Here is a 21,632-nt window from a genome sequence, read left to right as displayed (position 1 = left end):
CGGACACATTAGAGGGCGCGGCCCTCCTTGCCCCCGCTCCGCCCGGTATCCGCCCCTTTCCCGCCCGCGTACAGCTCGGCGATCAAGGTCTCGATGTCCGGCTCCCGCACCGACAGGTCCACCAGCGGGTAGCGCGCGGCGACCGCGGCCACCAGCGGCGCCGCGCTCTGCGCGGCCGGGAACGCCAGCCACTGCCGGGGCCCGTCCACCTTGACCGTCCGGGCGCCCGGCACGCCCTCGATCGGGGGCAGCGGCCGCTCCAGGTCCACCACCAGCGTCCGCTCGCCGCCGCCGGCCGCCCGCAGCCCGTCGAGGCCCCCGTCGTAGACCAGCCGGCCGTGGTCGATGACCATCACCCGGCGGCACAGCTGCTCGATGTCGGTGAGGTCGTGGGTGGTCAGCAGGACCGTGGTGCCCCGCTCGGCGTTCACCTCGCGCAGGAACCCGCGCACCTTCGCCTTGCTGACCACGTCGAGGCCGATGGTCGGCTCGTCGAGGTAGAGCACCTCGGGGTCGTGCAGCAGCGCCGCCGCGAGATCGCCGCGCATCCGCTGCCCCAGCGACAGCTGCCGTACCGGTACGGGCAGCAGCGGGGCCAGGTCCAGCAGCTCGACACAGCGCTCCAGGTTGGCGCGGTAGACGGCGTCCGGGACCCGGTACATCCGCCGCACCAGCTCGTAGGAGTCCTTCAGCGGCAGGTCCCACCACAGGGTGGTGCGCTGCCCGAAGACCACCCCGATCCGGCGGGCGAGCCGGGTCCGCTCGCGGTCCGAGTGCCCCCCGCGCAGGAACCCGGGGGCCGCGGCGTCACGGTCCCGGGGGCGGCGCCCGGCACCCGGGGAGGGGTCGATCCCCGCGATGCGCAACCGGCCGCCGCTGGGCACCAGAATGCCCGTCAGCATCTTGATGGTGGTGGACTTCCCGGCGCCGTTCGGGCCGATGTAGCCGACCATCTCGCCGCGCGGCACCCGGAAGGAGATGCCGTCCACGGCCCGGACCTCCTGCCGCACCCGGCGCAGCCGGCCGGCCTTGCGCCGCACCGAGAACACCTTCTCCAGGCCGTCCACCTCGATCAGCGGCTCCGCCCCGGCCCTCTCGTCCGTCACCCGTCCTCCTTAGCCGTCTGCTGCCGCGGTCCCGGAGCACCACGCCGCCGGGGCCGTTGATGCCCTGTCAACTGCCGGTGCTGCGGTAGGACCTCAGCCCCAGCCGCCACGCCAGCCCCGCCCCCGTGCACATCAGCGCCGCCACCACGGGCCCCAGGAAGTCCACCCAGCCCGGCAGCCCCAGCGGATCGGGGCGGCCCAGCAGCCACAGGGCGGGCAGCCAGTTCACAAACGCCAGCGGGACGAGGAAGGTGACCCCGCGCACCAGCTCCCTGGCGAACACCGTCGGCGGGTACTGCAGCATCGCGTTGCCGCCGTAGGTGAAGGAGTTCTGCACCTCGGCCGCGTCCTGTGCCCAGAACTGGAAGGCGGCGCCCGCCGTGAAGACCGCCGCGAAGATGGCCGCCCCGCACACCGCCATCAGCGGCACCATCAGCACCCGGCCCACCGTCCAGTCCACCGGGATACGGGGCAGCGACCAGCCGAGCACCAGCACCGCCTGGGTGAGCCGGCCCAGCCTGCGCAGCGCGAAACGGTCCGCCGCGACCTGCGCGAAGACCGGTGCGGGCCGCAGCAGCAGGACGTCGAGGGTGCCGTCCCGCACCCGCCGGCCCAGTCCTTCGATGCTGCCCAGCAGCAGATCCGTCAGCCCCAGCGACACCCCGGACGTCCCGTACAGGAACGCCACTTCGGGCAGCGAGAAACCGCCGAGGGCGTCGATCCCCGAGAACATCAGCATGATCGCGACGAAGTCCAGGGCGTTGGCCGCGAAGTTGCCGAACGCCATCATCAGGAACGACGCCCGGTAGGCGAGGGCGGAGCGCACCCACATCCGCACGATCAGCCGGTACGCCAGGAACCCCTGCGCGACCCGGCCCCCGCCGTCGCCCGGCTCCCCGCTAGCCACCGTGCACCACCACCTTGCGGGTCGCCGCCGCCTGCACCAGCCGCCCCAGCGCCAGCAGCGCCCCGCCCCACGCGGCCTGGAACACCAGCCCCCGCAGCACCGCGCCGCCGCTGCGCGCCCCCACCAGCACATCGGCCGGCACCTGGAGGACCGCCGCCCAGGGCAGCAGCTGGGCGATCTCGCCCAGCGCGCCGGGGAAGACCCGCAGCGGCAGCACCATCCCCGAGAAGAACATGCAGGCCAGGCCGCTGATCAGGGCCAGGCCCGCGCCGTCGAGGAGCCAGAACGACGCCAGCGCGACCAGGTAGCGCAGCGAGAACCCGACCACCACCCCGAGCAGCACCGACAGCAGGAACCCGCCCCAGGTCAGCGGATCGCCGGGCAGCGCCAGCGGAAAGGCCAGGGCGCCCACCACCATCGGCGCCACCCCGCGGCCGATCAGCTGCAATCCGGCCCGCCCCAGGTCCGCGGCGAGCCACCACAGCTGCAGGTCAGCGGGCCGGTAGAGGTCCACGGCGATGTCGCCGCTGCGGATCCGCTCCTGCAGTTCGTCCAGGCCGCCGCCCATCAGCCCGGTCGAGGCCAGCAGCGACTGCCCGGTCCACACGAAGGCCAGCGCCTGCGCCTGGTCGTAGCCGCCCAGATGCGGCCGCTCGTGCCACAGCGCGAGGTAGGTGAACGCCACGATGAAGCCGAAGACGGTGTTGGTGAACACTCCCGCCACGGTGGCGATGCGATAGGTGGCGTACCGCCGGAAGCTGCCGGCCGCCACCGCGAGGTACCACACGACGCTCTTCCCCCCGGCCTCGTTGCCGTCGGACGGCCAAAGCACCGGAGCCTAGGCCCGGAGCACGGCAACCCGCCATCGCTTTATCACCGCTTCGGGTGAGCCATGGGCGCCGTTCGGCCGGTCAGCTCGCGGACTTCGGTGCGCGCCACCCCGCCTGACCGGGGCCCAGGATGCGAGAGTTTCCGGGCGGGCGGCAGTTGCTCTTGCGGCGCACCGCACGAATCCCCCCGACACGACACGACCGTCGCAGTACAACCTTCGGCGGCGGCCGAGGAGTCCTTACCCACATGAGCGGACAACGCACGGGCTGGCGCCGTGTCCTCCCCACCTGGCGCACGGTGCTGGGCACCGTGCTGCTCTTCCTGCTGCTCATCATCGGCGGGCTGGTCACCGGCTACCTGCTCGTCGGGATCCCGCCGGCCAACAGCGCCGCCAAGGCCCAGAGCACCGTCTACCTCTACTCCGACGGCTCCGAGCTGGCCCGCGACGGCGAGGTCAACCGGCAGAACGTCACCCTCGGCCAGGTCCCGAAATCCGTCCAGCAGGCGGTGCTCGCCGCCGAGGACCGCGACTTCTACGCCGAGTCCGCGGTCGATCCCGCCGCGATGCTCCGCGCCGCCTGGAACACCGTCACCGGCAAGGGCAAGCAGTCCGGGTCCACCATCACCCAGCAGTACGTGAAGAACTACTACCTCGGCCAGGAACAGACCGTCACCCGCAAGGCCAAGGAGTTCTTCATCGCCATCAAGCTGGACCGCGAGGTGAGCAAGGACAACATCCTGGAGGGCTACCTCAACTCCAGCTACTACGGCCGCAACGCCTACGGCATCCAGGCCGCCGCCCAGTCCTACTACGGCCGCAACGCGGAGCAGCTGACCACCGCCCAGGGCGCCTACCTCGCCACCCTCCTCAACGCCCCCAGCGCCTACGACATCACCGCCCGCCCCGCGAACCGCGCGCGGGTGCTGGCGCGCTGGAACTACGTCCTGGACGGCATGGTCAAGCAGAAGTGGCTCAGCAAGGCCGACCGGGCCGCGCTGGAGTTCCCCATGCCCCGGCCCGCCAAGCCCTCGGCGGGCCTGTCCGGCCAGCGCGGCTACCTCGTCGAGACGGTCAAGGACTACCTCGTCGACCACAAGATCCTCGATGAGGACACCCTGCGGGCCGGCGGTTACCGCATCACCACCACCATCAGCAAGAAGCGCCAGAACGCCCTCGTCAAAGCGGTCAACACCCGCTTGATGGACCGCCTCGACGACTCCCGGAAGGTCGACCGCTACGTCCGGGCCGGCGGCGCCTCCATCGACCCCGCGAGCGGCCGGGTCGTGGCCCTCTACGGCGGCATCGACTACGCCAAGCAGTTCGTCAACAGCGCCACCCGCAGGGACTACCAGGTCGGCTCCACCTTCAAGCCGATCGTCTTCGCCTCCGCCGTGCAGAACGACTCCACCACCCAGGACGGCGCCCGGATCACCCCCAACACCGTCTACGACGGCACCAACAAGCGGATGACGGTCAGTCACGGCCGCTCCACCGGCTTCGCGCCCGCCAACGAGGACGACCGCTCCTACGGCCCGATCACCGTCACCGAGGCCACCGACAAGTCCGTCAACGCCGTCTACGCCCAGATGGGCATCGACGTCGGCCCCGCCAAGGTCAAGGCCACCGCCGTCGACCTGGGCATCCCCGCCGGCACCCCCAGCCTCGCCTCGTCCCAGGGCGCGATCTCGCTGGGCACCGCCACCCCCAGCGTCCTGGACATGACCCAGGTCTACGCCACCCTCGCCCACCACGGCACCCACCGCCCCTACTCCCTGGTCGACAAGGTCTCCAAGAGCGAGGAGGACGTCGAGCTGCCCGAGCGCGAGGAGACCACCGCCGTCCCGCGGACCGCCGCCGACACCACCACCTCGATCCTGCGCAGCGTCGTCGACGGCGGCACCGGCACCGCCGCCCAGGGCGCCGGACGGCCCGCGGCCGGCAAGACCGGCACCGCGGAGGACGACAAGGCCGCCTGGTTCGCGGGCTACACCCCCGACCTCGCCACCGTCGTCGCGGTGCTCGGCCAGAACCCGGAGAGCGCCGCACAGGAGCCCCTGTACGGCGCCGGGGGCCTGGCACGGGTCAACGGCGGCGACTACCCGGCCCAGATCTGGGCCGACTACACCGCGGCCGCGCTGAAGGGCCGCCCGGTCCGCGGCTTCAGCCTGCGCCTGGAGGAGGGCGCGGAGTCCGCCTCGCCCTCGCCGTCCGGCAGCGACTCGGCCTCGCCCGACGCATCGGGCTCGCCGTCCACCGGCCCGAGCGACTCCCCCGGCGCCCCCACACCGACCCCCGGCGGCCCGACCCGGCCGACCGACGGACCGGCCACCCCCACCTCCCCGGCCGAGCCCACGCCGACCGCCGAGCCCACCAACGACTTCCCGACGTTCGAGCCGCAGAGCGACGACCTGGAACAGCGGCTGCGGTGGCGGTGGGGCGGCGGCTAGCCGGCCGCGGGCACCCGGCGGCCGCACGGCAGGCGGACCGGGCGGCCCGGCCCCGCCCCGTCAGTGCCCCGACGTCGCCTTGAGGCCGACCACCGCCACCAGCAGCAGGCAGATGAAGAAGATCCGGGCCGCGGTGGCCGGCTCGCCCAGCACCGTCATGCCGAGCACCGCCGCGCCGGCCGCCCCGATGCCGACCCACACGCCGTAGGCGGTGCCGATCGGCAGGGTCCGGGCCGCGTACGAGAGCAGCAGCATGCTGGCGACGATGCCCGCGCCGGTGAACACACTGGGCCACAGCCGGGTGAAGCCGTCGGTGTACGTCATCCCGACCGACCAGCCGACCTCCAGCAGCCCGGCGACCAGGAGCAGGATCCATGCCATGGGGCACCTCCGTGAAAGAGCTTCAACAGGGGTGCGTCGTCTTGTCCTGACCCGGTACGGCGCGTCTCGTCGGGTGGTCCCGAGGCTAGCAAAGGGCAGCGGAACGGGCGGTGACCGCGGTCACCGCCCGCCGGACCCCGGGGCCCGCAGAAGGGAGCCGCGGGCCCCCGCGCCGCCGTGGCGCGGGCCCCGCGGCCTGTCAAGGAACTACAGGTACAGCCCGGTCGCGTCCTCCGCGCCCTCCAGGCGCTCCGCGGCCACCGCGTGCAGATCGCGCTCGCGCATCAGCACGTACGCCACCCCGCGCACCTCGACCTCGGCCCGGTCCTCCGGGTCGTACAGCACCCGGTCCCCCACCTCGACGGTCCGCACGTTCTGCCCGACCGCCACCACCTCGGCCCAGGCCAGGCGGCGGCCGACCGCCGCGGTCGCGGGAATGACGATGCCCCCCGACGAGCGGCGCTCGCCCTCGGGGATGTCCGTCCGGACCAGCACGCGGTCGTGCAGCATCCGGATCGGCAGCTTGTCGTGGGTGTCCTTGGCGTTATTCGGGCTCACGGCATGACCGTACCTGCCCGGCGGCGCCCGGGAGGCACCGCGGGCCGCCCCGGGCCCGGCTCCCGGCGGTCCGCCGGGGCCGGTGCGCCATCCGGCGGACCGGGCCTCAGCGGCGGCGCCGGGAGCGCAGCGTCAGCAGGCCGACCACGGCCACACCGACCAGCGCCACCGGAACGATCCGCTCCAGCCGCGGCGCCCCGTCCTCCGACACCAGCTGGGCCCGCACGTCCGAGACCGCACGATTGGCGGCCACATACGCCCGCCCCGCCGTACGGTCCACGGCGGCCGCCGCCCTGGCCTTCGCGTCATCCATGATCGTTTTCGGGTGCAGCCGCACACCGATCTCGTCGAGCGTGACGGCGAGCTCCTGCCGCCTGCGGACGATGTCCGCCTCGATCTGCGTCGGGGTCCTGGCTTCCGCCACCGCGCTGCCTCCGTCGTCTCGCGCCGATGCGTACGAGGGCCGGGCACGAGGCCCCGTACGGAACCGGCCCACCTGACTGACTGCCGATTCGTGATGGACAGTCTGTCAGCTCACGCCCCCATGCGCCCCACAGCACCCCCGTTTCGCCCCCCGAGACGCCCCCGGCACCGTTCCCCGCGCCGGCTGGCTAATGTCGGGGGCGTACGGACCCACACCAAGGAGAGCCATGAGCGAGCGACTGCAGCCCGGCGACACCGCCCCCGCCTTCACCCTGCCCGACGCGGACGGCAAGCAGGTCTCGCTCGCCGACCACCAGGGCCGCAAGGTCATCGTCTACTTCTACCCGGCCGCCCTGACCCCCGGCTGCACCAAGCAGGCCTGCGACTTCACCGACAACCTCGACTTCCTCGCCGGCCACGGCTACGACGTCATCGGCATCTCCCCCGACAAGCCGGAGAAGCTCGCCAAGTTCCGCGAGAAGGAAGAGCTCGAGGTCACCCTCCTCGGCGACCCCGACAAGCAGGTCCTGGAGGCGTACGGCGCCTTCGGCGAGAAGAAGCTCTACGGCAAGACCGTCACCGGCGTCATCCGCTCCACCGTCATCGTCGACGAGGAGGGCAAGGTCGAGCGCGCCCTCTACAACGTCAAGGCCACCGGCCACGTCGCCAAGATCATCAAGGACCTGGGGCTGTAGCCGTAGGCTGCGGGGAGCCCCGCATCGTGGTGACCCGGGGCAGGAGCCGTCGCCGGTCCCGGCCAGCGGAACACCCATCCCCGGCACCGCCGCCGCATGGGCCGGCAGTTCCAGCACGGCTGGCGCCCCGCGTCGTGGTGACCCGGGGCAGGAGCCGTCGTCGGTCCCGGCCAGCGGAACACCCATCCCCGGCACCGCCGCCGTATGGTCCGGCAGTTCCAGCACGGCTGGCGCCCCGCATCGTGGTGACCCGGGGCAGGAGCCGTCGCCGGTCCCGGCCAGCGGAACACCCATCCCCGGCACCGCCGCCGCATGGGCCGGCAATTCCAGCACGGAGCCGGCGCCCCGCATCGTGGTGACCCGGGGCAGGAGCCGTCGTCGGTCCCGGTAAGCGGAACACCCATCCCCGGCACCGCCGCCGCATGGGCCGGCAGTTCCAGCACGGAGCCGGGACCCCGCGTCAGGGTGACCCGGGGCAGGAGCCGTTGCCGGTACCGGTAAGCGGAACACCGGCCCCCGGCGCTGCCGCCGTATGGTCCGGCAGTTCCAGTACGGCTTCGGCGCCGCCCTCCGCGGCGGCGCCGAAGTCCAGCCGCGCCCCCAGCACATCCGCCTGGCCGGCCGCGATCGTCAGCCCCAGACCGTGCCCGGTCCCCCGCTCCGGCGCCGCCGTACGGAACCGCCGCGGCCCCTCCGCACACAGCTCCGCCGGATAGCCGGGACCGTGATCGCGCACCACGATGCGCGCCCCCGCGACCACCACCTCGATCGGCGGCCGGCCGTGCTTGGCCGCGTTCGCCAGCAGGTTCACCAGCACCCGCTCCACCCGCCGCCGGTCCGTCTCCACGATCCGCGGCTCCCCCTCCACGCTCACCGACACCTCGTCCACCCCGCGCTGGCGCGCCGCCCGCTGCACGATCCCGCGCACCAGCGACGGCAGCTCACAGGCGTCCAGATCCGCCCGCTCCACACCCGCGTCCAGCCGCGAGACCTCCAACAGGTCCTCCACCAGCCGCCGCATCGCCTGCGCCCGGTCCCGCACCAGCTCCACCGCCCGCGGCTGCGGCAGCAGCTCGGCGGCCGCCACCAGCCCGGCCACCGGCGTCCGCAGCTCATGCGCCACATCCGCGGTGAACTCCCGCTCCGCCTGCGCCTGGGCGGCCAGCGACATCGCCATGTGGTGCACGCTGCGGCCCAACTCGGCCACCTCGTCCCGGCCGTTGCTCGCCAGCGCATCCGCGTTCGGCGCCTCCCCCGCCGCGATCCGCCGCGCCGCCGCCGCACTCATCCGCAGCCGCCGCGACAGCCGCTGCGCCACGAACCACGACACCACCGCCATCAGCACGACCGTGCCGCACCCCGCGATCAGCAACGCCCGGCTCAGCGCCCGCCCCGCCGGATCGTCGTCCGGATACGGCGCCGACACCGACAACGACCGCGTCGGGGCGCTCTCCGCATCGTTGCCGACCCCCGTCGCCGCCCACACCCGCGGGTCCTCACCGCCGCTGACATACGTCCCCGACCGGTTCTTGAACACCGCGTCGCGCAACGGCGACGGCAGCGTCCCGTCGTCCAGCCGCGCGCCCAGCGCGAGCGTGCCGTCCCGCTCGTAGATCTGCAGCGCCGAACTCAGCCGGTCGTCCTGATACGCCCGCGCCGACCGCTCGCGCTCCGCATCCGCTATGTGGTGCACCGCGAACCCCAGCACCACCACGGCCAGCGCCGTCATACAGGAAATGGCCAGGGCGATCCGGCCTCGAATGCCCATCACGCGAGGTTGTACATCTCCGTCGTGTCACCGAGCGGCGTCGAGCCCTCGTACCTCACCTCGAGACCGGTGAACAGCAGCGTGCCGTCGACCGGCTTCGGCCCGTAGAGCCGGAAGGTCGCCGGGAAACCCGCGTCCCCGCCCGCCCCCGCGGCGGTCTTCTCCACCTGCACCACACCCGCCCCGTACGCCTCCCGCGCCCCGTACACCTTCCACCGGATCGCGGTCGCCACCATCCCCGCATCCGCACAGGTCAATCTGATCACATGCGGCTTGACCGCCCGCTTGCCGATCCCGCAGTCCCGGACGCCCGGCAGCCCGCCCGGCTCCTTGGCGTCCTCCTTCACGTCCTGCACCGCCGACGTCTTCGGCGCGGCGTCCACCGCCGAGGCACGGTCCGACGCCTGCCCGAACCACACCCCGCCCGCCGCCAGCGCCGTCACCACGACAAAGGCCGCCAGCGCGGTACGCCCCCGGACCCAGCGGGACCCTTCGCGGTCGGTCATCACGATCTCCTTCCGGGGACCACGCCCCGTACCCCCGCCCAGCACCCATGAATGCCGCGCCCGACGCCCCACTCTCCCGGACCCCCGACACAGGGTGATTGCCCGAACGCTGCGGTGACCGCTCGGCTGTGTACCAGTCCTGTAACAAGGCCCGTCGCACCCCTGGCGCCGGCCCCGCCCCGACCCCGCCGGAACCCGCCCCCGGGGGGCCGGACAGCCCAGCCGCATGTGACGTATCTCGATTCCTCGCCCCGGAGTGGTTTGGATCCTCGCTCCACTGCGCAGGCGCACCTGTCGTATATCCCCACCGCGCACCGCGCACTGTTCAGACCGAGAGGACCGCCTCGTGCCGACCGGCAGCACCGAAGCAGAACCCACTCCCGACCAGGACCGGGAAGCGCTCAAGCGTCACCGGGTGCTCTTCCGTGCCGTCGCCCGGCGCAGGAACCCCAAACTGCGGCGCACCGACATCACCGTCACCGACGAACGCGTCGTCAAGCGCGCCGTCAAGGCCGCGGCACTCGGCAACGCCATGGAATGGTTCGACTTCGGGATCTACAGCTATCTCGCGGTCACCATCGGCAAGGTCTTCTTCCCCGGCGGCAGCGACACCACCAGCCTGCTGTCGTCCTTCGCGACCTTCGCCGTGGCCTTCCTCGTACGCCCCCTCGGCGGCGCCTACTTCGGCCCCCTCGGCGACCGGATCGGCCGCAAGAAGGTCCTCGCCCTCACCATGATCATGATGGCGCTGGGCACCTTCTGCATCGGCCTGATCCCCTCCTACTCGGCCATCGGCTTCTGGTCCCCGGCCCTGCTCATCCTCTTCCGCCTGGTCCAGGGCTTCTCCACCGGCGGCGAGTACGGCGGCGCCTCCACCTTCATCGCCGAGTACGCCCCCGACAAGAAGCGCGGTTTCTACGGCAGCTTCCTGGAGATGGGCACCCTCATCGGCTACACCGGCGCCGCCGGCATCGTGCTGCTGCTCAACACCACCGTCGGCGATGCCGCGATGAACAGCTGGGGCTGGCGCCTGCCGTTCCTGATCGCCGGTCCGCTCGGCCTGGTGGGTCTCTACCTCCGGGTCAAGCTGGACGAGACCCCCGCCTTCCAGAAGTTCGAGGCCGCCCAGACCCACAGCGCCACCGGCTCCGCCGTCGAGGCCGAGGCCGAGTTCTCCCACCTCTCGGAGAACGCCCCCAAGAAGAAGATCGGCGAGATCTTCGCCCAGCAGTGGCCCACCCTCATCCTGTGCATCGCCCTGGTCGGCGCGTACAACATCACCGACTACATGCTGCTGTCGTACATGCCGACGTACCTGACGGACACCCTCCACTACGAGGAGTCCCACGGCCTGCTGATCCTTCTCGGCACCATGATCGCCCTGATGTGCATCATCAGCACCGTCGGCAAGCTGAACGACCGCTACGGCCGCAAGCCGCTCCTGATGGCCGGCATGCTCGGCTTCTTCGTCACCGCCATCCCGGCCTTCCTCCTGGTCAACCAGGGCAGCCTCGGCGCGGTCATCGGCGGCATGGCCCTCCTCGGCCTGTCCCTGGTCTGCCTGCTGGGCACCATGTCCGCCGCCCTCCCCGCCCTCTTCCCCACCAACGTCCGCTACGGCTCCCTCTCCATCGGCTACAACCTGGCCGTCTCCCTCTTCGGCGGCACCACCCCCCTGGTCATCACCGCCCTCATGGACGGCTTCCACCAGAACGTCATGGTTCCCGCCTACTACACGATGGGCGCCGCCCTCGTCGGCGTCATCGCCGTGGCCTGCATGAAGGAAACCGCCCAGCAGCCCCTGGAGGGCTCCCCGCCCTCGGTCGCCACCAAGGAAGAAGCCGTCGAACTCATCGAGTCCCAGACCCCCGAACCCCGCTTCTGACCCCACGCCACACCCCCTCCGCGGGCCTCGGGACCCCCCTCCCCGAGGCCCGCGGCCATTTCCGCTCCCGGTCCCGGCCCCACCCCCGCTCCCACCGGCCACCACGGCCGTAACCGGCCCGACGTTCGATCGTTGATGTGTTCGAGGGGGTGCGCGGGGGTGGTCCCGGCGCACGGGACGGAGGGGGAACGATGCCGGTCGTCTACACACGGGAACACCTGGCGGAAGCCGCACACGCCTCGTCGTCCTACGACGACGCCGTGCGGTGGTTCGGCAGGACGCCGACACCCGGCAGAAGGCAGTACCTGCGCGCCAGGATGCGCGAGGCGGGCGTGGACACCACCCATTTCGCACCCGCGGGTGTGCGCCACACCGAGGCCAGACTGTGCGAACTGGTGGCCTGCTCGCACAGCGTCGCCGAAGTCGTGCGGCGCCTCGGCATCAGCCCGGTCGGCGGGAACCAGGCCCACATCGGGCGCCGGATCGCCGAACTGGGCCTGGACACGGGCCACTTCACCGCCGCGCCACGGCGGGGCCCCAAAGCCGGAATCCGGCACCGCCTCACTCTGGGTTCTCCTGCGGACGGCCGCATCGGTGGACGGCGCCTGCACAGGGAACTCCTGCGGCGAGGGACTCCGGAGCAGTGTGCGATGTGCCGCACGGGCGCGGAATGGAACGGCGGGCCACTGCGCCTGGAGGTGGACCATCTCAACGGGGACTGGTGGGACAACCGCCCCGGCAACCTCCGCTTGCTGTGCCCCAACTGCCATGCGGTGACCGATACGTACCGCGGCCGGAAACGGCGGAGGTGAGGTGCCGGCATGGTCGCACGCATTGCGTACACCCGGGACCTGCTGACCCGCACCGCCGTCGTCTCCACCAGCCTGGCCGACATGCTGCGCCGGCTCGACGCGCCGTTGGGCAGCAGCGCGTACAGATATCTGCGGGACCGGCTGAGGCACTACGGCATCGACACGACGCACTTCGTCGAGGAGCCGCTCTCCCGCCGTCCGCGTCGTGCCTACACCCGGCCCCTGCTGAGCGAAGCCGCCGCACACTCCCACAGCATCCGGGACATGCTGGCCTATCTGGACGTTCCGCCGTACGGCAGTGCGTACAGCCACCTCCGCAGGAAACTGGACCAATTCGGCATCGACACTTCGCACTTCACCCGCCGCAGGAACGGGTCCTTACTGCTCCCGCGCGGTGAACTGGCCAAGGCCGTAGCCGTCTCCCACAGCCTCGCCGAGGTGCTCCGACGCCTCCGCAGCACCGGCCTTACCGCATCTCGGCACAGCGTCCGACACGGCATCGCGGAGTACGGCCTTTCGACCGCGCACTTCACCGGTCAGGGGCACGGGCGCGGCCTGCCCTCGCCGGCCCGCAGATCCGCGGACGACATCCTGCGGCGCCTCGAACCCGGGTCCCGACGGGAGAAGACGGTGCTGCTGCGCCGTGCTCTCGACGAGAAGGGGGTGCCCCGCACGTGCGGGGCGTGCGGCATCGGCAACATCTGGCAGGGCAGACGGCTCGTCCTGGAGATCGATCACCTCAGTGGTGACCGGCTGGACAACCGCCTGGAGAACCTGCGTTACCTGTGCCCCTCCTGTCACAGTCAGACGAGGACCTTCTCCCGCTGCCGGCGCACATGACCATCCCCGCGCCGCCGGCCGGTCGAGCACAGTAAGGTAGACGACCGCGGGCCCGTACCCCAGCTGGCAAGAGGGCGCCGGTTTAGGTCCGGTGTGTCGTGGGTTCGAGTCCCACCGGGCCCACCTGCGTGCACGGCCTCCCTGCCTTTCGGCAAGGAGGCCGTTGTGTGTTCAGGCTCAGCCCAACAACTCCCGCACCACCGGTGCCAGTGCCCGGAAGGCGTGGCCGCGGTGGCTGATGGCGTTCTTCTCGGCGGGGGTCAGTTCGGCGCAGGTGCGGGTGTCGCCGAGGGGCTGGAGGACCGGGTCGTAGCCGAAGCCGCCGGTGCCGGCGGGGGTGTGGCGGAGGGTGCCTTCGAGGCGGCCCTCGACGACGCGCTCGGTGCCGTCGGGGAGGGCGAGGGCCGCGGCGCAGGCGAAGTGGGCGGCGCGGTGTTCGTCGGCGATGTCGGAGAGCTGGGCGAGGAGCAGGTCGAGGTTGGCCTGATCGTCGCCGTGCCGGCCGGCCCAGCGGGCGGAGAAGATGCCGGGCGCGCCGCCGAGGACGTCGACACAGAGGCCGGAGTCGTCGGCGACGGCGGGGTGGCCGGTGGCCCGGGCGAGGGCGTGGGCCTTGAGGAGGGCGTTCTCGGCGAAGGTCACGCCGGTTTCCTTGACGTCGGGGACGTCGGGGTAGGCGTCGGCGCCGACGAGGTCGACGTCGAGGTCGGCGGCTTCCAGGATGGCCCGGAGTTCGGTGACCTTGCCGGCGTTGCGGGTGGCGAGGATGAGGCGACGGGGGCTTGCGGGGCGTCCGCCGGTGTGAGGCTGCATGGGACGTGATTATCCCGGTGTGCAGATCTTGGTCATCTCGCTGGTCCCGTCGACGATCGGCTGGATGTCGGGGGCCTTGTTGTTGTCGAGGGCCTTGCGGGCGGCCTTGATGCCGTTGTTGGTCTTGTCGACGGCCTTGGACAGCGCGGGGTCGTCCGCGTCCTTGCTGAGCTTCTTCAGGTTGCTGTCGATGTTGTCGAGGGCCTGTTCGGTCTTCTGCGGGTCGGTGAGGGCGTTGTCCGCGGCCTGCTGGAGCTTGTCGACGGCGTTGACGGCGGAGGTGGCGGCGTGGGCGCAGTCCATGGCCTTGTTGACCGCTCCGCAGGCGGAGAGCAGCGGTATCGCCAGGGTGGCGGCTGCTAACGCGGCGAGTGCGGTGACGGCGGGGCGGCGGTGCGGGCGCGGGGCCATGGTGCGGTTCCTTCCTTCGGGTCATGCTCGGGCAAAGGAAGAAACGCGGGGCGGGGTGGTTTGGTTGCCCGGCCGCCGGGGCGGGGTCGAGGATCGGACACCCGGGGCGGGGTTCGGACACCCCGGGGGCGGGATCGGACGCCAGGGGGCGGGGATCGGACGCCGGAGAAGCGGGGATCGGGGCCCGGAAGCGGAGCCACCACCGGGGCCGGAAGCGGGAGCCCGTGACGGGGCCCGCCGCCGGTCGGTTGAAGCGGGGCCCGCCCCCGCCGGTCAGATCAGGCCGGTCTGGGTGAGCAGCATGGCGAGGACGACGACGAGGGTCCAGCCGAGGAGGTGTTCCAGGAGCCGGGAGTCGTCCTGGGGCCCGCCGGTGCGGGCGCGGACGCGGGGCGCGGTCACGGCAGTTGTGGGCATGGGGCCCACCATGCGCCGCCCGCGGGGGCTTTTCCAGAGTCGCGGACCCTATTGAGAAAAGGGTCACAGGCGGTCACAGGGGGAGGTTCCGGGCTCCTCCCCCTGTGGCGCGGGCGGGTGTCTCAGAGGGTGCGGGCCAGTGCCGCCCGCTGGGCCTCGGTGAGGTCGGCGCAGCCGGCGACGGCGAGGTCGAGGAGGGCGTTGAGTTCCTCGCGGGCGAAGGGCTCGGCCTCGGCGGTGCCCTGGACCTCGACGAAGCGGCCGTCGCCGGTGCAGACGACGTTCATGTCGGTCTCGGCGCGGACGTCCTCCTCGTAGCAGAGGTCGAGGAGGGGGGTGCCGTCGACGATGCCGACGCTGACGGCGGAGACGGTGCCGGTCAGCGGCTTGCGGCCGTGCTTGATGAGCTTCTTGCCCTGGGCCCAGTCGATGGCGTCGGCGAGGGCGACGTAGGCGCCGGTGATGGCGGCGGTGCGGGTGCCGCCGTCGGCCTGGAGGACGTCGCAGTCGAGGACGATGGTGTTCTCGCCGAGGGCCTTGTAGTCGATGACGGCGCGCAGGGAGCGGCCGATGAGGCGGCTGATCTCGTGGGTGCGGCCGCCGATCTTGCCGCGGACGGATTCGCGGTCGCCGCGGGTGTTGGTGGAGCGGGGCAGCATCGAGTACTCGGCGGTGACCCAGCCTTCGCCGGTGCCCTTGCGCCAGCGCGGGACGCCTTCGGTGACGGAGGCGGTGCAGAAGACTTTGGTGTCGCCGAAGGAGATGAGGACGGAGCCTTCGGCGTGCTTGCTCCAGCCGCGTTCGATGGTGACCGGGCGGAGTTGTTCGGGGGTGCGGCCGTCGATGCGAGACATGGCACAGACCCTATCGGGAACGGCGAGGGCCCCACTCCGGGGCGTGGACGTCCGGGGCGGGGCCTTCGGGAGCGGCGGCCTGGCGGCCGGCTCGTCAGCTCACATCATGTCTTCGATCTCGGCGGCGATGGGGTCGGCGTCGGTGCCGATGACGACCTGGATCGCGGTGCCCATCTTGACGACGCCGTGGGCGCCGGCGGCCTTGAGGGCGGCCTCGTCGACGAGGGAGGAGTCGACGACCTCGGTGCGGAGGCGGGTGATGCAGCCCTCGACCTCCTCGATGTTGTCGAGTCCGCCGAGCCCGGCGACGATCTTCTCAGCCTTGCTGGCCATGTCCACTCCTGCTTGTCTCGGCCGCCGGCGGTTCCGCCGTGCGGTTTTCACACCGTAACGCACGTTCAGCCCAACTATGTGGGCGTTTGTCCGCCGTCTGACGAAGGATGGCGATCACCGGAGTGCACACCGGGACGGCGTGCACCACGAGTGGTCTACACCACCAGTATGCGGCAAGCGCGAGGCCGGTTGCCGACGGGCCGACTGCCGGGAGGACACGGATGAGTTCGGACGCAGCGGCGGCGGCACCGTGGCGGAACTGGGGGGCGAATCTCTTCCAGGCCCTGCAGAAGATGGGGCGCAGTCTGCAGCTGCCGATTGCCGTCCTGCCCGCTGCGGGGATTCTCAACCGCCTCGGCCAGCCGGATGTGTTCGGCGCGGACGGACTGGGCTGGGACGCGGTCGGCAAGGTCTTCGCGGCCGCGGGCGGTGCGCTGCTGGATTCGGGGCTCGGGCTGCCGCTGCTGTTCTGCATCGGCGTGGCGATCGGCATGGCCAAGAAGGCGGACGGGTCGACGGCGCTGGCCGCGGTGACCGGCTTCCTCGTCTACTTCTCGGTCATGCACGCCTTCCCGGCGGGCTGCGCGGCGGGCCAGACGTACACCCAGGCCGGCCTGTGGAGCGGGGTGTGCGTGGACCGGACGCTGACGGTGACCCAGGCGTCCTTCCAGAACCCGGGGGTGTTCGGTGGCATCGTCATGGGGTTCCTGTCCGCCTGGCTCTGGCAGCGCTTCCACCGGGTGAAGCTGGTGGACTGGCTGGGCTTCTTCAACGGCCGCCGGCTGGTGCCGATCATCATGGCCTTCGTGGGCCTGGTGTTCGCGGTGCTGTGCCTGTTCGTCTGGCAGCCGATCGGTGACGCGCTGACGAGCTTCAGCGAGTGGCTGTCGGGGCTGGGGTCGTGGGGCGCGGGGATCTTCGGCGTCGCCAACCGTGCGCTGCTGGTGATCGGCCTGCACCAGTTCCTGAACACGTTCGTCTGGTTCCAGTTCGGCAGCTTCACCAAGCCGGACGGCACGGTCGTGCACGGTGACATCAACCGGTTCCTGGCGGGCGACCCGCATGCGGGGCAGTTCACCACCGGGTTCTTCCCGATCATGATGTTCGCGCTGCCGGCCGCGGCGCTGGCGATCGCCCACTGCGCCAAGCCCCATCGCCGCAAGGAGATCGCGGGCATGATGCTGTCGGTCGGCCTGACATCTTTCGTGACGGGGGTGACCGAGCCGATCGAGTACTCGTTCCTGTTCGTGGCGCCCGCGCTGTACGTGATCCATGCCGTGCTGACGGGGGTGTCGATGGGGGTGAGCTGGGCGCTGGGGGTGCACGACAGCTTCAGCTTCTCGGCGGGCCTGATCGACTACGTCATCAACTGGGGACTGGCGACCAAGCCCTGGCTGATCATCCCCATCGGGCTGTGTTTCGCGGTGGTCTACTACACCCTCTTCCGTTTCGTGATCACGAAGTTCCGCCTGCCGACACCGGGCCGCGAGCCGGACGAGGTGGGCGACGCGATGGAGCGGGAGAACGTGAAGTAGCGGGGCGGGCAAGCCCCCCCGCCCCGCCTCCGCCGGCCCCCGGGATCTCCTCCCGGGGGCCGGTCGTCGTGTGGTCCACACCACTTGGAAGAATGGATTCCTTTATGTCGGGTCTACGTGCTAAGAATGGTCTAAACCACTAGTGGTGTAGACCAAGGTGTAGACCAAGTGCGGGCCGTCCCCCCTTCGAGTGCCCGCCTCACCAGGAGGAATCCGATGAGTACGGCCACCGCCACCAAGGCGGCTCCCGCGAAGAAGCGGGGATCCGGCCTGTTCCAGGGCCTGCAGAAGATCGGCCGCAGCCTCCAGCTGCCGATCGCCGTCCTGCCCGCCGCGGGCATCCTCAACCGCCTCGGCCAGCCGGACGTCTTCGGCGAGAAGGGCCTCGGCTGGGTCGCCGTCAGCAAGGTCTTCGCGGCGGCCGGCGGCGCGGTCTTCGACAACCTCCCGATGCTGTTCTGCATAGGCGTGGCCATCGGCTTCGCGAAGAAGTCCGATGGCTCCACGGCGCTCGCCGCGCTGGTCGGCTTCCTGGTCTACAGCAATGTCCTCAAGGCGTTCCCGGTCACGGAAGGCCATATCGAGAAGGGCAAGTGGGTCGAGCCGGTCCTCAACAACCCCGGCGTCCTCGGCGGCATCATCATGGGTCTGCTCGCCGCGGTCCTGTGGCAGCGCTACCACCGCAAGAAGCTGGTGGACTGGCTGGGCTTCTTCAACGGCCGCCGGCTCGTCCCGATCATCATGGCGTTCGTGGGCACCGCCGTCGGCGTGCTCTTCCTGCTGGTCTGGGAGCCCGTCGGCAGCGCCATCTCCAGCTTCGGCGAGTGGATGACGGGCCTGGGCGCGGGCGGGGCCGGCCTGTTCGGTCTGATCAACCGTGCGCTGCTGCCGATCGGCATGCACCAGTTCGTCAACACCGTCTCGTGGTTCCAGCTCGGTGACTTCACCGACGCCGCCGGCAAGGTCGCGCACGGCGACATCGGCCGCTTCTTCGCCGGTGACCCCTCCGCCGGGCAGTTCATGTCGGGCTTCTTCCCGATCATGATGTTCGGTCTGCCGGCCGCCGCCCTCGCCATTGCGCACTGCGCCCGCCCCGAGCGCCGCAAGGCCGTCCTGGGCATGATGATCTCGCTCGCGCTGACCTCCTTCGTCTGCGGCATCACCGAGCCGATCGAGTTCTCGTTCATGTTCATCGCCCCGGTGCTCTACGGCATCCACGCCGTGCTGACCGCCGTCTCCATGGCCCTGACCTGGGCACTCGGCGTCCACGACGGGTTCACCTTCTCCGCCGGCTTCATCGACTACGCGCTGAACTGGAACCTGGCCACCAAGCCCTGGATGATCATCCCGATCGGTCTGGTCTTCGCCGCCGTCTACTACCTGCTGTTCCGCTTCGCGATCACCAAGTTCAACCTCACCACCCCGGGCCGGGAGCCCGAGGAGGAGGTCGAGGACCTGACGAAGGCGTGAGCCCCGCAGGCCCCGCGCAGCACGAGGGCCCCGGAACCACTCGGTTCCGGGGCCCTTCGTCGTCGTCTGCCGCACGCGGTCGCCGCGCGCCGCGCGCCCTCGGTCAGACCTCGTGGACCGCCCCCGCCTTGGCGACCTCGACCGGTCCGTCGTAGGCCTTCTGGGCGTCGCGGACGCTGATGGCCGGGTCGGTCCACGGAGGGATGTGGGTCAGCACCAGCCGCCCCGCACCGGCCTTCGTGGCGATCTCGCCGGCCTCCCGGCCGTTGAGGTGCAGGTCCGGGATGTCCTCCTTGCCGTAGGTGAAGGACGCCTCGCACAGGAAGAAGTCGCTGCCCGCGACGAGGCGCTCCAGCGCGTCGCAGGGGCCGGTGTCGCCGGAGTAGGTCAGGGACCTGCCGCCGTGTTCGATGCGGAAGGCGAAGGCCTCCACGGGGTGGCTGACCCGCTCGGTGCGGATCGTGAACGGCCCGATGGTGAAGGTGCCCGGCGTCAGGGTGCGGAAGTCGAAGACCTCGCTCATGGCGCCGTCGTAGGGCAGGTCGGCGTGTGCGACGGTCAGCCGGCGCTCGGTGCCGGCCGGCCCGTAGACCGGCATCGGCGCGCAACGTCCGCCGTCCGGGCGGTAGTAGCGCACCACGAAGTAGCCGCACAGGTCGATGCAGTGGTCGGCATGCAGGTGCGACAGGAGTACGGCATCCAGGTCGTAGAGGCCGATGTGGCGCTGCAGCTCGCCCAGGGCGCCGTTGCCCATGTCGAGGAGCAGCCTGAAGCCGTCGGCCTCCAGGAGGTAGCTCGAACAGGCCGATTCCATCGAAGGGAACGACCCCGAGCATCCGACGACGGTGAGCTTCATAGCGGGCGTGAACCTCCGTGGGCGGGGGCGGCGGACGGGGGCCTCCCCCCTGCTCGGACGCAGTGGAGAGCGCGGGGAAGGCTCCATGCGGGGCTTCCCGGCGGGGCCTTGCCGGGTGGTGCCGGGTCCTTGGCGGTCGGTGCGGTGCCCCCGAGCGTAAGGCGCAAAGGGGGCTGTGGCTCCTCCGGCGGGGCGAGCTGTGGGCGGAATCACCAGTCTGGGCTGTCGCCCCGTACGCCCGTACGCCCGTAAGCGGTGGCGGCGCCGCCGGGCGTGCCGCCGGCCCCTCGCCGCGGGGGCCGGCCGGCGGCGCGGAGAAGATGCCGCGGGGGTGCCCCGGCCCCCGCCGGTGCACCCCCGGATGAACGACGTCCCGCCGCCGGGCGGCCGGGCCCTACGCCCAGAGCTGGCCGTGCAGCGTGGCGATCGCCGCTTCCGTGGTCTCGGCGGTGTACACGCCGGTGGAGAGGTACTTCCAGCCGCCGTCGGCGACGACGAAGACGATGTCGGCGCCCTGGCCCGCCTTGACGGCCTTCTGGCCGACGCCGATCGCGGCGTGCAGCGCCGCGCCGGTGGAGATGCCCGCGAAGATGCCCTCCTCGGCGAGGAGTTCACGGGTGCGGCGGACCGCGTCGTGCGAGCCCACGGAGAACCGCGTGGTGAGCACGGACTCGTCGTAGAGCTCGGGGATGAAGCCCTCGTCGAGGTTGCGCAGCCCGTAGACCACGTCGTCGTAGCGCGGCTCGGCGGCGACGATCTGGACACCGGGCACCTGCTCGCGCAGGTAGCGGCCGACGCCCATGAGCGTGCCGGTGGTGCCCAGACCCGCCACGAAATGGGTCACGGAGGGCAGGTCGGCGAGGATCTCGGGGCCGGTGGTGGCGTAGTGCGCACCGGCGTTGTCGGGGTTCCCGTACTGGTAGAGCATCACCCAGTCGGGGTGCTCGGCGGACAGCTCCTTGGCCACCCGGACGGCGGTGTTGGAGCCGCCCGCGGCGGGCGAGGAGATGATCTCGGCACCCCACATGGCGAGCAGCTCGCGCCGCTCGGAGGAGGTGTTCTCCGGCATGACGCACACGATGCGGTAGCCCTTGAGCTTGGCCGCCATGGCGAGCGAGATGCCGGTGTTGCCGCTGGTCGGCTCCAGGATGGTGCAGCCGGGGGTGAGCCGGCCGTCCTTCTCGGCCTGTTCGATCATGTGCAGCGCGGGCCGGTCCTTGACCGAGCCCGTGGGGTTGCGGTCCTCCAGCTTCGCCCAGATGCGGACGTCCTCGGAGGGGGACAGGCGCGGGAGGCGGACGAGAGGGGTGTTCCCGACCGCCGCCAGCGGGGAGTCGTACCGCATCAGCGCATGCCTCCCGCCCGCCACCCGACCGCCGCCCCTGCCGGACGGGGCTGCGCCCCGGCACCTCCCGCCACTGCCGGGAGGATCGTCACGCTGTCGCCGTCGGCGAGCTTGGTGGAGATGCCTTCCAGGAAGCGGACGTCCTCGTCGTTGAGGTAGACGTTCACGAAGCGGCGCAGCTGCTCGCCGTCGACAAGGCGCTCGCGGATGCCGGCGTGCCGGCTCTCCAGGTCGGCGAAGAGGTCGGCGAGGGTGTCTCCGCTGCCCTCGACGGCCTTCTGGCCGTCGGTGTAGGTGCGCAGGATGGTGGGGATTCGGACCTCGATGGCCATGAGAGTGCTCCTGTCGGAGTGCGGTGGCGGGGGCGGTGCGTCCCGGGTGCACGGCGCTACGGCGTGCCGGGAGGGCGTCGGGTGACGCCGGAAGGTGCGGGCGGTG

General features: G+C 71.5%; 23 protein-coding genes, 1 tRNA gene and 1 riboswitch. Of the genes, 8 read left to right on the top strand and 16 right to left on the bottom strand.

Annotated elements, in window-relative coordinates; translation table 11 throughout:
* Window positions 1-8: 8 nt before the first annotated feature.
* From AB0411_RS13980 to AB0411_RS13970, 3 genes are all read right to left on the bottom strand, one after another.
* Complete coding sequence (locus AB0411_RS13980) at window positions 9-1,106, bottom strand: ABC transporter ATP-binding protein (protein WP_366417527.1); 1,098 nt, start codon at window positions 1,104-1,106, stop codon at window positions 9-11.
* A 67-nt stretch (window positions 1,107-1,173) separates the two neighbouring features.
* A complete protein-coding gene (locus AB0411_RS13975; RefSeq protein ID WP_366417804.1) occupies window positions 1,174-1,938 on the bottom strand; it encodes an ABC transporter permease in 765 nt (254 codons plus the stop codon).
* Between the two features lie 67 nt (window positions 1,939-2,005).
* Entirely contained in the window at window positions 2,006-2,800 is a 795-nt protein-coding gene (locus AB0411_RS13970) for an ABC transporter permease (RefSeq protein ID WP_366417803.1), read from the bottom strand.
* A gap of 290 nt (window positions 2,801-3,090) precedes the next feature.
* Here AB0411_RS13970 and AB0411_RS13965 point away from each other — a divergent pair, with 290 nt between their 5' ends.
* Window positions 3,091-5,292, top strand: coding sequence for a transglycosylase domain-containing protein (locus AB0411_RS13965; protein WP_366417526.1), 2,202 nt, complete (start codon window positions 3,091-3,093; stop codon window positions 5,290-5,292).
* Between the two features lie 60 nt (window positions 5,293-5,352).
* Here AB0411_RS13965 and AB0411_RS13960 read toward each other — a convergent pair whose 3' ends face one another.
* From AB0411_RS13960 to AB0411_RS13950, 3 genes are all read right to left on the bottom strand, one after another.
* On the bottom strand, window positions 5,353-5,673 hold the full coding sequence (locus tag AB0411_RS13960; RefSeq protein ID WP_152104457.1) for a DMT family transporter: 321 nt from the start codon (window positions 5,671-5,673) through the stop codon (window positions 5,353-5,355).
* A 30-nt stretch (window positions 5,674-5,703) separates the two neighbouring features.
* A riboswitch (guanidine-III (ykkC-III) riboswitch) is annotated at window positions 5,704-5,764 on the bottom strand.
* A 116-nt stretch (window positions 5,765-5,880) separates the two neighbouring features.
* Window positions 5,881-6,183, bottom strand: a complete 303-nt coding sequence (locus AB0411_RS13955; protein ID WP_048828920.1) for a GroES family chaperonin — start codon at window positions 6,181-6,183, stop codon at window positions 5,881-5,883.
* 154 nt (window positions 6,184-6,337) lie between these two features.
* Window positions 6,338-6,655 (bottom strand): DUF3618 domain-containing protein, encoded by a 318-nt coding sequence (locus AB0411_RS13950; protein ID WP_366417525.1) that lies wholly within the window; start codon window positions 6,653-6,655, stop codon window positions 6,338-6,340.
* A gap of 226 nt (window positions 6,656-6,881) precedes the next feature.
* On the opposite strand from AB0411_RS13950, the gene bcp reads away from it, so the two are divergent.
* Complete coding sequence (gene bcp / locus AB0411_RS13945) at window positions 6,882-7,349, top strand: thioredoxin-dependent thiol peroxidase (RefSeq protein ID WP_366417523.1); 468 nt, start codon at window positions 6,882-6,884, stop codon at window positions 7,347-7,349.
* A 460-nt stretch (window positions 7,350-7,809) separates the two neighbouring features.
* Here bcp and AB0411_RS13940 read toward each other — a convergent pair whose 3' ends face one another.
* Window positions 7,810-9,117, bottom strand: a complete 1,308-nt coding sequence (locus AB0411_RS13940) for a sensor histidine kinase (RefSeq protein WP_366417522.1) — start codon at window positions 9,115-9,117, stop codon at window positions 7,810-7,812.
* Window positions 9,117-9,623 carry a hypothetical protein gene (locus AB0411_RS13935; protein WP_366417521.1) on the bottom strand — a complete coding sequence of 169 codons (507 nt, stop codon included), beginning with the start codon at window positions 9,621-9,623 and terminating at the stop codon, window positions 9,117-9,119. Before AB0411_RS13935 ends, AB0411_RS13940 begins: the two co-directional genes overlap by 1 nt.
* A gap of 346 nt (window positions 9,624-9,969) precedes the next feature.
* On the opposite strand from AB0411_RS13935, the gene AB0411_RS13930 reads away from it, so the two are divergent.
* The 4 genes from AB0411_RS13930 (at window position 9,970) to AB0411_RS13915 (ending at window position 13,283) form a co-directional block, all read left to right on the top strand.
* Window positions 9,970-11,508: an MFS transporter gene (locus AB0411_RS13930; protein WP_366417520.1), complete on the top strand. Its 1,539-nt coding sequence runs from the start codon at window positions 9,970-9,972 to the stop codon at window positions 11,506-11,508.
* A 191-nt stretch (window positions 11,509-11,699) separates the two neighbouring features.
* Window positions 11,700-12,320 (top strand): HNH endonuclease, encoded by a 621-nt coding sequence (locus tag AB0411_RS13925; protein ID WP_366417519.1) that lies wholly within the window; start codon window positions 11,700-11,702, stop codon window positions 12,318-12,320.
* 9 nt (window positions 12,321-12,329) lie between these two features.
* Window positions 12,330-13,160: an HNH endonuclease signature motif containing protein gene (locus tag AB0411_RS13920; RefSeq protein WP_366417518.1), complete on the top strand. Its 831-nt coding sequence runs from the start codon at window positions 12,330-12,332 to the stop codon at window positions 13,158-13,160.
* A 48-nt stretch (window positions 13,161-13,208) separates the two neighbouring features.
* Window positions 13,209-13,283 (top strand) — tRNA-Leu (locus AB0411_RS13915).
* 54 nt (window positions 13,284-13,337) lie between these two features.
* On the opposite strand, the gene rdgB is transcribed toward AB0411_RS13915, so the two are convergent.
* The 5 genes from rdgB to AB0411_RS13890 form a co-directional block, all read right to left on the bottom strand.
* Window positions 13,338-13,973 carry an RdgB/HAM1 family non-canonical purine NTP pyrophosphatase gene (gene rdgB, locus AB0411_RS13910; protein WP_366417517.1) on the bottom strand — a complete coding sequence of 212 codons (636 nt, stop codon included), beginning with the start codon at window positions 13,971-13,973 and terminating at the stop codon, window positions 13,338-13,340.
* Between the two features lie 9 nt (window positions 13,974-13,982).
* Window positions 13,983-14,384, bottom strand: coding sequence for a hypothetical protein (locus tag AB0411_RS13905; protein ID WP_366417516.1), 402 nt, complete (start codon window positions 14,382-14,384; stop codon window positions 13,983-13,985).
* A gap of 273 nt (window positions 14,385-14,657) precedes the next feature.
* Entirely contained in the window at window positions 14,658-14,801 is a 144-nt protein-coding gene (locus tag AB0411_RS13900; RefSeq protein ID WP_107421253.1) for an SCO1431 family membrane protein, read from the bottom strand.
* A gap of 122 nt (window positions 14,802-14,923) precedes the next feature.
* Window positions 14,924-15,655 (bottom strand): ribonuclease PH, encoded by a 732-nt coding sequence (rph, locus tag AB0411_RS13895; protein WP_366417515.1) that lies wholly within the window; start codon window positions 15,653-15,655, stop codon window positions 14,924-14,926.
* A gap of 99 nt (window positions 15,656-15,754) precedes the next feature.
* Complete coding sequence (locus tag AB0411_RS13890; RefSeq protein WP_208683897.1) at window positions 15,755-15,994, bottom strand: glucose PTS transporter subunit EIIB; 240 nt, start codon at window positions 15,992-15,994, stop codon at window positions 15,755-15,757.
* A gap of 215 nt (window positions 15,995-16,209) precedes the next feature.
* Here AB0411_RS13890 and AB0411_RS13885 point away from each other — a divergent pair, with 215 nt between their 5' ends.
* Window positions 16,210-17,523 carry a PTS transporter subunit EIIC gene (locus tag AB0411_RS13885; RefSeq protein WP_366417514.1) on the top strand — a complete coding sequence of 438 codons (1,314 nt, stop codon included), beginning with the start codon at window positions 16,210-16,212 and terminating at the stop codon, window positions 17,521-17,523.
* A 216-nt stretch (window positions 17,524-17,739) separates the two neighbouring features.
* Entirely contained in the window at window positions 17,740-18,993 is a 1,254-nt protein-coding gene (locus AB0411_RS13880; protein ID WP_366417513.1) for a PTS transporter subunit EIIC, read from the top strand.
* A 103-nt stretch (window positions 18,994-19,096) separates the two neighbouring features.
* Here the strand turns inward: AB0411_RS13880 and AB0411_RS13875 are convergent, their stop codons facing one another.
* The 3 genes from AB0411_RS13875 to AB0411_RS13865 form a co-directional block, all read right to left on the bottom strand.
* Window positions 19,097-19,849 carry an MBL fold metallo-hydrolase gene (locus AB0411_RS13875; protein ID WP_366417512.1) on the bottom strand — a complete coding sequence of 251 codons (753 nt, stop codon included), beginning with the start codon at window positions 19,847-19,849 and terminating at the stop codon, window positions 19,097-19,099.
* Between the two features lie 394 nt (window positions 19,850-20,243).
* Window positions 20,244-21,194 carry a PLP-dependent cysteine synthase family protein gene (locus AB0411_RS13870; protein WP_366417511.1) on the bottom strand — a complete coding sequence of 317 codons (951 nt, stop codon included), beginning with the start codon at window positions 21,192-21,194 and terminating at the stop codon, window positions 20,244-20,246.
* A complete protein-coding gene (locus tag AB0411_RS13865) occupies window positions 21,194-21,526 on the bottom strand; it encodes a MoaD/ThiS family protein (protein ID WP_366417510.1) in 333 nt (110 codons plus the stop codon). The genes AB0411_RS13870 and AB0411_RS13865 overlap by 1 nt, the downstream gene beginning before the upstream one ends.
* Window positions 21,527-21,632: the final 106 nt, after the last annotated feature.

It is taken from the genome of Streptomyces angustmyceticus (genome assembly GCF_040701845.1).
Classification (GTDB): domain Bacteria; phylum Actinomycetota; class Actinomycetes; order Streptomycetales; family Streptomycetaceae; genus Streptomyces; species Streptomyces angustmyceticus_A.
Note: the sequence above shows the minus strand (reverse complement) of the source record. Positions and strands in the feature narration are given on the sequence as shown.

Bases quoted from the DNA above. Each gene is read 5' to 3' on its own strand.
- AB0411_RS13975 (WP_366417804.1), bottom strand. From the start codon at position 1,938: ATGTGGGTGCGCTCCGCCCTCGCCTACCGGGCGTCGTTCCTGATGATG.
- AB0411_RS13965 (WP_366417526.1), top strand. From the start codon at position 3,091: ATGAGCGGACAACGCACGGGCTGGCGCCGTGTCCTCCCCACCTGGCGC.
- AB0411_RS13960 (WP_152104457.1), bottom strand. From the start codon at position 5,673: ATGGCATGGATCCTGCTCCTGGTCGCCGGGCTGCTGGAGGTCGGCTGG.
- AB0411_RS13955 (WP_048828920.1), bottom strand. From the start codon at position 6,183: ATGCTGCACGACCGCGTGCTGGTCCGGACGGACATCCCCGAGGGCGAG.
- bcp (WP_366417523.1), top strand. From the start codon at position 6,882: ATGAGCGAGCGACTGCAGCCCGGCGACACCGCCCCCGCCTTCACCCTG.
- AB0411_RS13940 (WP_366417522.1), bottom strand. From the start codon at position 9,117: ATGGGCATTCGAGGCCGGATCGCCCTGGCCATTTCCTGTATGACGGCG.
- AB0411_RS13935 (WP_366417521.1), bottom strand. From the start codon at position 9,623: ATGACCGACCGCGAAGGGTCCCGCTGGGTCCGGGGGCGTACCGCGCTG.
- AB0411_RS13925 (WP_366417519.1), top strand. From the start codon at position 11,700: ATGCCGGTCGTCTACACACGGGAACACCTGGCGGAAGCCGCACACGCC.
- AB0411_RS13920 (WP_366417518.1), top strand. From the start codon at position 12,330: ATGGTCGCACGCATTGCGTACACCCGGGACCTGCTGACCCGCACCGCC.
- rdgB (WP_366417517.1), bottom strand. From the start codon at position 13,973: ATGCAGCCTCACACCGGCGGACGCCCCGCAAGCCCCCGTCGCCTCATC.
- AB0411_RS13905 (WP_366417516.1), bottom strand. From the start codon at position 14,384: ATGGCCCCGCGCCCGCACCGCCGCCCCGCCGTCACCGCACTCGCCGCG.
- AB0411_RS13900 (WP_107421253.1), bottom strand. From the start codon at position 14,801: ATGCCCACAACTGCCGTGACCGCGCCCCGCGTCCGCGCCCGCACCGGC.
- rph (WP_366417515.1), bottom strand. From the start codon at position 15,655: ATGTCTCGCATCGACGGCCGCACCCCCGAACAACTCCGCCCGGTCACC.
- AB0411_RS13885 (WP_366417514.1), top strand. From the start codon at position 16,210: ATGAGTTCGGACGCAGCGGCGGCGGCACCGTGGCGGAACTGGGGGGCG.
- AB0411_RS13880 (WP_366417513.1), top strand. From the start codon at position 17,740: ATGAGTACGGCCACCGCCACCAAGGCGGCTCCCGCGAAGAAGCGGGGA.
- AB0411_RS13875 (WP_366417512.1), bottom strand. From the start codon at position 19,849: ATGAAGCTCACCGTCGTCGGATGCTCGGGGTCGTTCCCTTCGATGGAA.
- AB0411_RS13870 (WP_366417511.1), bottom strand. From the start codon at position 21,194: ATGCGGTACGACTCCCCGCTGGCGGCGGTCGGGAACACCCCTCTCGTC.
- AB0411_RS13865 (WP_366417510.1), bottom strand. From the start codon at position 21,526: ATGGCCATCGAGGTCCGAATCCCCACCATCCTGCGCACCTACACCGAC.